The sequence below is a fragment of the Herbaspirillum sp. C7C2 genome (assembly GCF_022627865.1).
GTDB classification, from domain to species: Bacteria; Pseudomonadota; Gammaproteobacteria; order Burkholderiales; family Burkholderiaceae_D; genus Herbaspirillum; species Herbaspirillum frisingense.
On record NZ_JABXGI010000004.1, the window covers coordinates 316,281 to 328,576 of the forward strand.

Annotated in this window: 12 protein-coding genes and 1 pseudogene; 5 read left to right on the forward strand and 8 right to left on the reverse strand. The window is 62.0% G+C overall.

All coding sequences use genetic code 11. The features are described 5' to 3' along the window. Positions 1-49: 49 nt before the first annotated feature. Positions 50-1,363, reverse strand: a complete 1,314-nt coding sequence (ugpB, locus tag HWE04_RS09480; protein WP_006462020.1) for a sn-glycerol-3-phosphate ABC transporter substrate-binding protein UgpB — start codon at positions 1,361-1,363, stop codon at positions 50-52. Between the two features lie 253 nt (positions 1,364-1,616). On the opposite strand from ugpB, the gene ubiA reads away from it, so the two are divergent. After that, complete coding sequence (gene ubiA, locus HWE04_RS09485; RefSeq protein WP_006462019.1) at positions 1,617-2,471, forward strand: 4-hydroxybenzoate octaprenyltransferase; 855 nt, start codon at positions 1,617-1,619, stop codon at positions 2,469-2,471. Between the two features lie 37 nt (positions 2,472-2,508). After that, positions 2,509-3,168, forward strand: a complete 660-nt coding sequence (locus tag HWE04_RS09490) for a thiopurine S-methyltransferase (protein ID WP_241812231.1) — start codon at positions 2,509-2,511, stop codon at positions 3,166-3,168. 16 nt (positions 3,169-3,184) lie between these two features. On the opposite strand, the gene HWE04_RS09495 is transcribed toward HWE04_RS09490, so the two are convergent. The 4 genes from HWE04_RS09495 to HWE04_RS09510 all read right to left on the reverse strand — a co-directional run bounded on the left by HWE04_RS09495 (position 3,185) and on the right by HWE04_RS09510 (position 5,790). Further along, positions 3,185-3,412 (reverse strand): hypothetical protein, encoded by a 228-nt coding sequence (locus HWE04_RS09495; protein ID WP_241812232.1) that lies wholly within the window; start codon positions 3,410-3,412, stop codon positions 3,185-3,187. A gap of 53 nt (positions 3,413-3,465) precedes the next feature. Next, positions 3,466-4,203 (reverse strand): peptidoglycan DD-metalloendopeptidase family protein, encoded by a 738-nt coding sequence (locus HWE04_RS09500; RefSeq protein WP_241812233.1) that lies wholly within the window; start codon positions 4,201-4,203, stop codon positions 3,466-3,468. Then, the gene (gene proC, locus HWE04_RS09505; RefSeq protein ID WP_006462011.1) at positions 4,203-5,015 is read right to left on the reverse strand and encodes a pyrroline-5-carboxylate reductase; all 813 of its coding nucleotides are present in this window, start codon (positions 5,013-5,015) and stop codon (positions 4,203-4,205) included. Before proC ends, HWE04_RS09500 begins: the two co-directional genes overlap by 1 nt. A 73-nt stretch (positions 5,016-5,088) precedes the next feature. Beyond that, positions 5,089-5,790, reverse strand: coding sequence for a YggS family pyridoxal phosphate-dependent enzyme (locus HWE04_RS09510; protein WP_241812234.1), 702 nt, complete (start codon positions 5,788-5,790; stop codon positions 5,089-5,091). 73 nt (positions 5,791-5,863) lie between these two features. Here HWE04_RS09510 and HWE04_RS09515 point away from each other — a divergent pair, with 73 nt between their 5' ends. Next, positions 5,864-6,886 (forward strand): type IV pilus twitching motility protein PilT, encoded by a 1,023-nt coding sequence (locus tag HWE04_RS09515; protein ID WP_241812235.1) that lies wholly within the window; start codon positions 5,864-5,866, stop codon positions 6,884-6,886. A gap of 72 nt (positions 6,887-6,958) precedes the next feature. Further along, entirely contained in the window at positions 6,959-7,444 is a 486-nt protein-coding gene (locus HWE04_RS09520) for a glutathione peroxidase (protein ID WP_006462008.1), read from the forward strand. A 7-nt stretch (positions 7,445-7,451) separates the two neighbouring features. Here HWE04_RS09520 and HWE04_RS09525 read toward each other — a convergent pair whose 3' ends face one another. After that, complete coding sequence (locus tag HWE04_RS09525) at positions 7,452-8,327, reverse strand: phosphate/phosphite/phosphonate ABC transporter substrate-binding protein (protein ID WP_446719219.1); 876 nt, start codon at positions 8,325-8,327, stop codon at positions 7,452-7,454. A gap of 41 nt (positions 8,328-8,368) precedes the next feature. Beyond that, positions 8,369-10,654 carry a bifunctional diguanylate cyclase/phosphodiesterase gene (locus HWE04_RS09530; protein ID WP_241812237.1) on the reverse strand — a complete coding sequence of 762 codons (2,286 nt, stop codon included), beginning with the start codon at positions 10,652-10,654 and terminating at the stop codon, positions 8,369-8,371. Between the two features lie 303 nt (positions 10,655-10,957). Here HWE04_RS09530 and HWE04_RS09535 point away from each other — a divergent pair, with 303 nt between their 5' ends. Beyond that, positions 10,958-11,776: a hypothetical protein gene (locus HWE04_RS09535; protein WP_241812238.1), complete on the forward strand. Its 819-nt coding sequence runs from the start codon at positions 10,958-10,960 to the stop codon at positions 11,774-11,776. Positions 11,777-11,861: 85 nt separating this feature from the next. Here HWE04_RS09535 and HWE04_RS09540 read toward each other — a convergent pair. Continuing rightward, positions 11,862-12,296 (reverse strand): annotated as a pseudogene (locus HWE04_RS09540) (ketol-acid reductoisomerase); the annotation flags it as partial.

Genomic DNA, 12,296 nt, shown 5'->3' on the forward strand with positions numbered 1-12,296 from the left:
CTTCCGGCCCCTTCATGCCGGTAGGCATGCAGGGGCGGGACTGACGGAATTACTGGTTACCCTTGTTGGCCTTTTCGAAGCGGACCAACAGTTCGTCACCACGCTTGACGGCCGAATCCAGGGCTTCCTTGGGGCTCTTCTTGCCGGTCCAGACGTTTTCCAGTTCCTCATCGAACACAGTACGGACCTGGGCGTAGTTGCCCAGGCGCAGACCGCGCGACTTGTCGGTGGTCTTGACGATCATCTGCTTGACGGCCACGTCGGTACCCGGATTGCGCTCATAGAAGCCGGACTTCTTGGTCAGCTCGTAGGCGGCCTTGGTTACCGGCAGGTAGCCGGTATCCTGGTGCCACTTGGCGGCCACTTCCGGCTTGGAGAGGTAGCTGAAGAACTTGGCCACGCCCTTGTACTCGTCGCCCTTCTTGCCGTTCATCACCCACAGCGAAGCACCACCGATGACGGTGTTCTGGGGTGCGCCCTGCACATCGTTGTAGTACGGCAGGGTGGCCACGCCGAACTTGAACTTGGCGTTCTTGCGGATATCAGCGTAGGCCGAGGAGGAGCCGGTGATGATGGCGCATTCGCCTGCGTTGAACTTGGCATTGGCCTCGTCCTTGCGGCCGGCGTAGGTGAAGTAGCCCTGCTTGGCCCAGTTAGACAGGTTCTCGATATGACGCACGTGCAGCGGGCTATTCATCTTCAGGCGTGCATCCAGGCCGCCGAAGCCGTTGTTCTTGGACGCCAGCTCGACGTTATGCCAGGTTGAAAACGATTCCAAATGCACCCAGGATTGCCAGGTCGTGGTGTAGGCACAGGAGGCGCCGCTGGCCTTGATCTTGGCGGCCATGCCAACGAATTCCTGCCAGGTCACGGGCGGCTTTTCGGGATCCAGGCCAGCCTTGGCGAACATGTCCTTGTTGTAGAACATGATGGTGGTGGAGCTGTTGAAGGGGAAGGACATCATGCCCTTGGGGGTCGAGTAGTAACCCGCCACGGCCGGCACGTAGTCGTTCTGGTCGAACTTCTCGCCGGCCTGGTGCATCACCTCGTACACCGGCTTGACCGCACCCTTGGCGTAGATCATGGTGGCGGTGCCCACTTCGAACACCTGCAGGATGTCCGGTGCATTGCCGGCACGGTAGGCGGCGATCGCAGCCGACATCGATTCGTCGTAGGTCCCCTTGTAGACGGGCACGACCTTGTAGTCGCTCTGGCTCTTGTTGAAGTCGTCGGCCAGGGCATTGACACGCTCGCCGAGGGCGCCGGTCATGGAATGCCACCAGCTGATCTCGGTGGCAGCGAAGGCGGAGGAAGTGATCGTCGCCAGGACACCGGTCGCGATCAGTGTTTTCATCATGTTCATCAGAGGGGACCTCTCAAAAAAGGGGTTTTGATGCTAACAACGCTCCATGACAGCGGCGTTACATTAGCGGCCCTTGCCGGCCACTGCAAAGGAAAAATCTGCGGCTATGCAGCACAAAACCTGGAAATGTCTCAAAACGGATAGGCTGTTTTTATAAAATTTATGTTTGATGCAGCTCACCACCAAAAAAGCACGACAGTGCGCAAACAGCGAGGCGAATTATAATGCGGACTTTCGTTTTTGCGGACATCGAATGGACAGGTTAAGGCTATACGCGCTGCTGGTACGCGCCCACAAACCCATCGGCATCCTGCTCTTGCTGTGGCCCACGCTGATCGCCCTGTGGCTGGCAGCAGGCGGCCCGCCGGACTGGCGCATCCTGCTGATCTACGTACTGGGCACCGCGCTGATGCGTTCGGCCGGCTGCGCCATCAATGACTACGCCGACCGCGACTTCGACCGCCACGTCAAGCGCACCGAGCAGCGGCCGTTGACGTCCGGCAAGATCAAGTCCTGGGAAGCCCTGATGGTGGCAGGTGTGCTGGCGCTGCTGTCCTTCCTGCTGATCCTGCCGCTCAACACACTGACCCTGCAACTGTCGGTGGCGGCGGTGATCATTGCGGCCACCTATCCCTACTTCAAGCGTTTCTTCGCCATTCCCCAGGCCTACCTGGGCATTGCCTTCGGCTTCGGCATCCCGATGGGGTTCGCCACGGTCACCGGCACGGTGCCGCTGGCAGCCTGGGTGCTGCTGGTGGCCAACATCTTCTGGGCCGTGGCCTACGACACCGAATATGCGATGGTGGACCGCGACGACGACCTGAAGATCGGCATCAAGACCTCGGCCATCACCTTCGGCCGCCACGATGTGCTGGCCGTGATGCTGTGCTACGCCGTGGCGCTGGCGCTGGTGTGGGTGGTCGGCCTGCAATACGGATTGGGCCTGTGGTTCTCGGCCGGCATGCTGGTGGCCTGCGGCTTCGCGCTGTATCACTATACCCTGATCCGCGAACGTGACCGCATGCGCTGCTTCGCGGCCTTCAACAACAACAACTGGCTGGGCGCGGCGATCTTCGCCGGCGTCGCGCTGGATTACCTGATGCGCTGAAGCGGCATCGGGCGCCGATACGGGAACAGGAGACGACATGGAAGCGCAATTCTGGCTGGAACGCTGGCGCGAAGGCCGCACGCATTTTCATCAGGAGCGCGTGACGCCCCTGCTGCAGAAATACTGGCCGCAACTGGCCTTGCCAGACGGGAGTACGGTGTTGGTGCCACTGTGCGGCAAGTCACTGGACATGCTGTGGCTGGCCCAGCAGGGGCACCGGGTGCTGGGCGTGGAACTGTCGGAACTGGCCATTACCCAGTTCTTCAGCGAGAACCAGCTCACACCGGCGATCCATGAAAGCGCCCAGGGCCGGCACTACGTGGCCGGCAACATCGAACTGGTGTGTGGCGATATCTTCCTGCTGGAAGACGCCACCCTGGCGGCCTGTGCCGGCGCCTACGACCGTGCCGCCCTGATCGCGCTGCCGCCACAGATGCGGGCGCGTTATGTCGCCGATATCTATGGCCGCCTGCCGGCACAGGCCCGCAGCCTGCTGATCACGCTGGAATACGACCAGCAGAAGATGGATGGCCCGCCCTTCTCGGTGGCGGAAGAAGAAGTACAACGGCTCTACGCGCCGCACAGCGAAGCCGTAGCGATCGACCGCCGGGATATCCTGGAGAAGGAACCGAAGTTCCTGGAGCGCGGATTGACGGCGCTGGATACGGTGGTCTATCGCTTGCAGCGTGAGGGCTGACGCCGCGCGGACCTGTCTACACCTCAGCAGTGGTTCGCACCACCGTCACCCGGCTGATGAAGAATTCGCCATCCACCACCACACGGAACGGCACGCCGGTCACGTTGAAGCCGGGGCCACCGTCATCGTCCCAGGCCTGGGCGATGGCATCGAACTCGCTTGGACTCATGTGCAGCATCTGGGCGCTAATGACGAAGGTTGCACCGGTCTTCTGTTTTCTGACGATGTCTTCGAGCTTGGCCATGGGGGTTCCTGATTTTTCCTGAATCTGATCTTTAGTGAAGTGCAGCGCGCCGGTCAGCGTGCCGGCAGCAAGGCCATCACGTTGACCGGCTTGCCGTTGCGGCGGATTTCGAAATACAGCTTCACCTTGTTGGTGTCGCTGTTGCCCATGGTCGCGATCTGCTGGCCGCGCGTGACCATCTGGCCTTCCTTGACCGTGATGCTCTTGTTGTGGGCATACACCGACAGCAGTTGCGGCGTGTGCTTGATGATCACCATGTTGCCGTAGCCACGGATGCCGTGACCGGCATAGGTGACCTTGCCTGCGGCCGCAGCCACCACTGATTGGCCGTCGCTGCCGGCGATGTCGATGCCCTTTTTGTAGCTGTCCGCGCTGGGGGCGGATTTTCCCTGGGTGGGCCACATCCAGTCCAGCTTGGCGTCGGCCGGGGCCGGGGCATCGTCGTCGTCCTTGGTCGCGGGCCTGGTGACCGGTCGGGCCGCCGGCTTGCGGGTCGGGCTTGAGGACGCCGCAGGACGGCTGCTCTGACCGGCGCCGGTGCGCGCCACCACGCCGGCCGGTGGGCGCACCAGGATGCGCTGCCCGACCTCGAGGTCATCCGGATTACGCAACTTGTTCCAGGCGCGCAGGTTGCCCGGGTTCTGGTCGAAGTCGCGGCCGATGCTGTAGAGGGTATCGCCGCGCTTGACGGTGTAATAGCCATCGCTGTCGGCCGTGGATGCGCAACCGCCCAGCAGCAAGACTCCCGCCAGCAGGGCCGGCAGGGCTCCAGAAGAAACCGCCCGTCTCATCAGGCCTTTCCGAATTCGTCGCCCAGCTCCTTGCTGCGCGTGGCCGCTGCCTGCAGGGCCTGGACGATGGCACCCTTCACGCCGGATTGCTCCAGGCTGGTCAGCGCCGCATAGGTGGTTCCCCCCTTGGAGGTGACGCGCTCGCGCAGGGTCGCCACCGATTCATCGGAACGACGCGCCAGTTCGGTGGCACCGGCAAAAGTCGCCTTGGCCAGTTGCAGACCATCTTCACGCGACAGGCCCAATTGGGCTGCGGCCTGCTCCATCGCTTCAAGGAAGTAGAACACATAGGCGGGGCCGCTGCCCGACACGGCGGTGACGGCATCGAGCTGCTCTTCACTGCCCAGCCACAAGGTCTCTCCCACCGCCTTGAGGATGGAATCGGCCTGTGCGCGCTGCAGCGTGGAAACCTGCGCATGCGGCACCACGCCGGAGATGCCCTGGCCGATCAGCGCCGGGGTATTGGGCATGGCGCGCACGATGGCCTGATGACCATCCAGCCAGCGCTCCATGTCGACAATGCGGATGCCGGCGGCAATCGAGACAATCAGTTGCGCACCGATGAAGGGCTTGAGTGTGGCGACTACCTCGCGCATCTGCTGCGGCTTGACTGCCAGCACCACCACGTCCACGCCGGTGATGGCGCCATCGATGGCCTGCGCGGTGGAGACGCCGAACTTGTCCGCCAGCGACTTGAGCGCATCGGCATTGAGGTCGACCACGTGGATGTCTTCTGCCGCCGCGACCTTGCCGACCAGTCCGCCGATCAAGGCCGCTGCCATATTGCCGCCGCCGATAAACGCTATCTTCACTTCCGCTCCTTGTGTCTCGTAGATGGTGTATCCGGTGTATCGCCGGAATGGATATTGTGCTGGTCCGGCCCGCTCATGCGTAATGCCGGGCCCCGAAAATGGCGCTGCCGATGCGCACGATGCTGGCCCCTTCGGCCACGGCAGCGTCGAGATCGGCCGACATGCCCATGGACAGCGTGTCCAGCGCCAGACCGTCGGCGCGCATCTGCTCGAACAGCCGGCGCACGGCGGCGAAGGCGGCCCGCTGCGCGGCCTGGTCTTCGCTGGGTGCCGGGATCGCCATCAGGCCGCGCAGGCGCAATCGGGGCAGGCGCGCCACCTCCACCGCGACTGCGGGCAGTTCCTGCGGCGTCAGGCCACTCTTGCTTTCTTCACCGCTGATATTGACCTGAAGACAGATGTCCAGCGGTGCCAGTTCCGCAGGCCGCTGTTCGGACAGGCGCTGGGCGATCTTCAGGCGGTCCACCGAATGCACCCAGTCGAAGTGCTCGGCGATGGGCCGCGTCTTGTTGCTCTGGATGGGGCCGATGAAGTGCCACTCCAGCATCACACCGGGCGCCAGGGCCGGCATGGCGGCCATCTTGTCCAGCGCTTCCTGCAAATAGTTTTCGCCGAAGGCCCGTTGTCCGGCCTGCACCGCTTCCAGCACGGCCTCAGGGCCGAAGGTCTTGGAGACGGCCAGCAATCGTACCGATGCCGGGTCACGTCCCGCTTTTTCGACGGCGCGGGCGATCTGTTGTTGCACCTGTTGCAAGTGTTGAGCGATTGACGACATAATCCGGGGCCGGAAGGGGCGAGCCTGCGGGGAAATAAACAGATTGATAGTGTGATCCTTGCCGGAATTATAAATGGACATTGCCACCCTACTGGCATTTGCCGTCAGAAATCAGGCCTCTGACCTGCATCTTTGCGCAGGCCTGCCCCCAGCGCTGCGGGTCCATGGCGCCATCCGTCGCATCAACCTCCAGCCCATCGATACTGCCCGGCTGCGGCAGTTGCTGCTGGAGTGGATGCCGCCGCCCTGCCAGCAGCGCTATACCGATGGCGGCGAATGCGACTTTGCCCTCGATCTGCCGACATTGGGACGTTTCCGCGTCCACGCCTTCCACCAGCAACGCGGCCCGGCCGCTGCCATCCGCCATCTCGGGCGCGAGCCCCCTGCCCTGGCTTCCCTGGCCGCGCCGCCGCTGTGCGCCGAACTGGCGCTGCGTCCACATGGCCTGGTGCTGGTCACGGGTGCCACCGGGGCCGGCAAGAGCACGACGCTGGCCGCCATGCTCCGTCACATCAACGAAGAGCGCGCGGTGCACATCCTGACCATCGAAGACCCCATCGAGTTCGTGCATGAACCACGCCGCGCACTGATCAGCCAGCGCGAAATCGGCACCCATACCGCCGATGTCGCACAGGCACTGCGTGCCGCCCTGCGCGAAGACCCGGACGTGCTGCTGGTTGGCGAACTGCGTGATGCCGACACCATCCGCCTGGCCCTGTGCGCCGCCGAGACCGGTCATCTGGTGCTGGGGACGCTGCACACCGCCTCAGCGGCGCGGACCATGGATCGCATGATCGATGCCTTCCCGGCCGTCGAACAGGAAGCCGTCCGCGGCATGCTGGCCGAATCGCTACAGGGCGTAATCGCGCAGACCCTGCTACCCACCACCGACGGCAATGGCCGGCTAGCGGCCCACGAACTGCTGGTGGCGACCCCGGCCGTGCGCAACCTGATCCGCGAGGGACGCAGCGCGCAACTGCTCTCGGCAATGCAGTCCGGCGCGGCGCACGGGATGCAGACGCTGCAGGGCAGCCTGGCCCAGCTGCTCCAGCAGGGCCGTATCAGCGAGCGCACGGCACGGGAGCATATGCCATAGACCCATGCAGCCAGCGATCTGGCGGTTTAGAATGGCGGCGACAAAATCACGGGAAATCCAAAGGACCAGCACATGACCACTCTCTACGATTTCCAGCCCCGGCTGGCAGACCAGACCACCTTCCCGCTGGAGCAACTGCGCGGCAAGGTGCTGCTCATCGTCAATACCGCCAGCAAATGCGGTTTCACACCGCAATACAACGGTCTGGAAGCGATCCACCGCCAGTTCCATGCGCGTGGTCTGGAAGTGATGGCCTTCCCCTGCAACCAGTTCGGCGCCCAGGAGCCAGGCAATGCCGATGAAATCGGCGCCTTCTGCGAAAAGAACTACGGCGTCAGCTTCCCATTGTTCGCCAAGATCGATGTCAATGGCGAGCAAGCCGATCCTCTGTTCCAGTATCTCAAGAAGGAAGCACCCGGTCTCCTGGGTAGCAAGGCCATCAAGTGGAATTTCACCAAGTTCCTGGTGCGCCGCGACGGCAGCGTCTTCAAGCGCTATGCACCACAAACGCGTCCGGAGGAAATCGTCTCCGATATCGAAGCGCTCCTGGCCGAGTAAGTCGTCCTCACGGCAATTCGCGGATGATGCGGTAGTCAGCGTCGTGCACGGGCACGAAGTGGGTAGCCCGCAAGCTGTCCAGCGTGAGCTTGACCCGTAGCGAGTTCTTGTCCAGGAATACCGCGCGAATCTTGCTGCGGATATCGGCGCACAGCTGCCCGCGATAGACGAATGGGTCGAAGGGAATCGGTGCCGAGCGCCATAATACGCGCAGGTCACTCTTCCTGAGCTTGCCGTCGCTGATCATCCGCGAAAGATTGGTGCTGGCCACGAAAGCCGCATCGGCATGGTGGTTCAGTACCGCCATCACCGATTGCTCGTGGTTTCCCGCATAACCGACGCGGGAAAAATACCTGTCCAGCTGCAGCTGGTACTGACGCGCAAAAAGGTGACGCGGAATCAGCGCACCCGAGGTACTGTCGGGATCGGCCAGCGCCAGCACCTTCCCGGCCAACGAGGCCACGCTGTCATACGGCCCCTGCGCGCGCGTCACCAGCAACGAGTAATATACCGACGACACGCCGCGCTGCACGGCGAAATTGGGTTCCACCTGTTCCATCGACGCGAATGGCGTAATCTGCGGGTCCCCCTTGTGGGCGGTCACGTACGAGGCCGGCCCCAGCCGCGCCACATCGACCGCACCTGCGATCAGGCCTTCGATCACGCCACCGTAGGAAGTCGGGATCACCACATCGACCGGCATCTTCAACCGCTCCCGCAATTCATCGATCAGGGGATTGAGCGCAGTCTGCTGCTCGCTGTCCCGCCCCTGCGGCACGAAGGAAAAACGCAAGCGCTGGGGCCGCTCGCAGGCGCCCTTGGCCACGACCAGCGCAGGCGTCGCAGCGAGCGTGGACAATAGCGCCAGTGTGGCGCCCAACATGCGCGTCGCCCGCGCTGTCGGCAGACCGGAGAAGAGCGTCTTCATGTGACCTCGAACCTGCCTTTCTGCAAGAGCGGCACCAGTTGCGCCGCCGACACCGGACGTTGCAGGTAGAAGCCCTGCACCTCATCGCAACCCATCAGTTTCAGGTGCATCAGCTGCTCCTTGGTTTCCACGCCTTCGGCTACCACCTTCAGCCCCAGGTTACGCGCCAGCGTCACGGTGGAGGCTACGATCATGCCGTCGCTGTTGTCATTGCGGATGTCGCGCACGAAGGAGCGGTCGATCTTCAGCGCATACACCGGCAGCGCCTTGATGTGGCTGAGGCTGGAGTAACCGGTGCCATAGTCGTCCAGGTAGATCTTCAAGCCCTCGTCGCGCAACTTTTCCAGGGTCTGGCGCGCCTGCTCCAGGTCGGTGATGAAGCAGCTCTCGGTCACCTCGATCTCCAGCAGTTCGGCACTCAGGCCGTGGCGGCGCAAGGCGTCGCGGAAGGTCTCGATCAGGCGCTCGTCATTCAACTGCTTGGCCGAGACATTGATCGCCACCGGCATCAACGGCAGACCATCGGCGCGCCATTGCGCCAGTTGCCGGCACACTGCCTCGATGATCCAGTGGCCCAGCGGCTGCACCAGATCGTGGGTCTCGGCCAGGCCGATGAATTCGCCAGGATAGATCAGGCCATGCTCCGGATGTTGCCAGCGGATCAGGGCTTCCATGCCGACCACCCGATAATCCTGCAGCGCCACCTTGGGCTGGTAGTGCAGGCAAAACTCGTTATCCCGAAGCGCCTGGCGGAAGCGTCCCAGCAGTTCCAGCCCGCGCACGGCGATGGCGTTGAGCGAGGCATCGTAGAAACGATACAGCCCGCTACCGGCGCTCTTGGCGGTGTACATGGCCGAATCGGCGTTGGTCATCAGCGCCTCGATACTCTGCCCATCGCGCGGATAGAGCGCGATGCCGATGCTGGGTGCCGTCTCGACATCGCAGCCCAGCAGGTCGAGGTAGGGTGTACGCAGGGTGTCGACCAGCTTGTCGGCGATCTCGGCCACGATTTCCTCATTGCGGATTTCCGAGACCAGCACCACGAATTCATCTCCCCCCAGGCGCGCCACCAGATCGTATTCGCGCACGGCTGCACGCAGCCGCCGCGCCACCTCCTGGAGCAACGCGTCGCCCACGGCGTGGCCCAGGGTATCGTTGATCAGCTTGAACTTGTCGAGATCGAGGAAGAACAGCGCATACAGGTTGCGACTGCGCCGGGCCCGCGACAATTCGGTCGCCGCCAGTTCATAGAACAGCATGCGGTTGGGAATGCCGGTCAGGTAATCGTGCGAGGCAAGCTGGTAGGCGCGACTCTTTTCCTGTTCCAGCTGATGGATCAGCCCGCTCTTCTCCCGCTCCGAGTAGAGCAGCTTGTCATAGAGATAGCGGCGCCGGTGCGCCATGCTGATCAAGCCCCCCGACAAGGCCACCACCAGCAGCGAAATCAGGATCGCCTGCAGATAATACTGGCGATGCGCCGGCCACAGCTTGCCCAGCAAGACCTGCGGATCGCGGCTCACCACCACGGCCAGCGGATAGTGGGCCAGGCGACGCTGCACGCCCACATGCTGCACCTGGTCACCCGGGCGCAAGGCGTGGATCAGGCCATCCCCCTTGCCGGTGAGCAGAAAGGTGGCGTAGTCCTGGCCGGCATAGTTGGACCCGCCGGAGAGAATGCCGCCGGACAATTCCGCCAGTTGCAGGCCAGCTGCGTTGATGATCTCGATGCGGCTGGCGCCGTCCACGCTCACTTCCTGGTAGGTCTTCAGGAAATAGCCCAGATCGAGGATGGCCGCGAAGAAGCCTTGCAGCGCGCCCTTGCCATCCTGCAAGGGAATCAATAGCGGCACGCGCCAACTGTAGCCCTCGCGGTCCATGGGGGGCTTGATGATCATGGCGCTCTGCTCGGACGACGCCGTGAGCGAACTCATGTAGCCGGCGTTGATGAGCCGGCTCAGCTCCGGCTCGCTCTTCTGGCGCGACGACGAATAGACCAGCCGACCACGCGCATCGAACATGGCCACGCGCAGGTAGGCTGAATCGCCGTTGAACAGTGGATTGAAATAGGCCGACGATGATTGCTCGCCATTGAGCATCGATTGGCCGATGCGCGAGTACAGCAGGGTCTTGCCCAGCACCTCATCCAGGTTGGCCGAGACAATGGCGGCAACGTTGCGGCTGTCTGCGATGGAGCCGGCGATGGCGAGCTGCTTTTCGTTCTCGATGCGGATGATGGTGAAGTACCACGCCAGCGACAGCACGCCGGCGGCAAGCAGCACCATGCCCGCCGACACTCCCCTGCCCGCGAGCAGTCTGGTCAGCATCCCTTTCGGCTCGAACGATAACGGCTTACGCAATCCCCACCCACTTGAACATGACACCGACCCGGCGGCGCTTGGCTAAACCCTTTTTGACTGGGTGAGGGTAATGGGGATTTATGTCAAGTTGATGACAAGCATCATTTCCACCTTGACCGGCGCCCGGACCGCACCCCGAAACCAAAATTCAAATAGACATTGCATTTCTTCTTAACCTGACTAAGCTGTCCTTGGGGATAAAACACGAACAAAAACCATGGGGGAACAATGCGCACACTGTCGCCATATCGGGGCCTTGGATTCCTGCTCTGCTTGCCTTTCCTGAGTGCCTGCACGCATGTCTATCAACCATATTCGGTCCACTCGCTGAGTTCGCTGGACCTGACCAAGAACTATGAAAACCTCAAGAGCAAGACCGGTACGTTGATTACCGAGCAAAAATGTTATGCCCCTCTGAGTGCAGCCGATCAAGCCACTCTAGGTAGCCTGTGCACGCAGCAGCGTAATCTAGCCGTCTCGGCACTGGTGATGACTTCCGCCGAGGAATGCCTGCGCTACCGACGTGGACTATACGGCACGGAAGCATCGTGGAATATTGCGCTGGGAACTACCACCAGCCTGTTTGCCGGTGCAGCCGCAGTCGCCGGCAGTGCACAGGGCAAGTCCATCCTCGGCGCGCTGGCGCTGTTCAGCAATTCCGAACGTTCATTGATCAACGAGACGGTCTACAAGCAGATGCTAGTGACCGCGGTCGATAAGAAAATCGTCGAGATGCGCGATACTAAAATGCTGGCGATCTATGGCTCCATGCAGGGTGATGTGAACGTCTATCCCATCTATCGGGCATTCGGGGATGTCATCGATCTCCACAACACCTGCTCCTTCGTGGACGGATTGCAGAAGGCACTGGAAGAAGGCACACAGGGGACATCCGCACAACGCATCATGCGACTCAAGCAGACCCTGCAAGGCTTGGTGGCCGAACGAGATGCCACCGTCGCCGCCGGCAAGACCGAGGATGCGGAAGCGATCAAGAAGCGGATAGAAGGTGTCAGGACCGAATTGTCCGTGGAAGAGAAAAAATGAGATGGAGAGTAGTGAACAAGAGCTTCCTCCTGCCCGAAAGAAAAACGCCACGGCAAACCGTGGCGTTACTGGCGCAAACGGCAGATCAGTTCTTGCTTTGATCGACCAGCTTGTTGGCCTTGATCCAGGGCATCATGGCGCGCAGCTTCTCGCCCACGATTTCGATCTGGTGTTCGGCGTTGATGCGACGACGCGACATCAGGGTCGGCGCACCGGCCTTGTTTTCCAGGATGAAGCTCTTGGCGTATTCGCCGGTCTGGATGTCTTCCAGCACCTTCTTCATCGCAGCCTTGCTCTGCTCGTTGATCACGCGCGGGCCGGTCACGTATTCGCCGTATTCGGCGTTGTTGGAGATCGAGTAGTTCATGTTGGCGATGCCGCCTTCATAGATCAGGTCCACGATCAGCTTCAGTTCGTGCAGGCACTCGAAGTAGGCCATTTCCGGCGCGTAACCGGCTTCCACCAGGGTTTCGAAACCGGCCTTGATCAGTTCCACGGTACCGCCGCACAGCACGGCCTG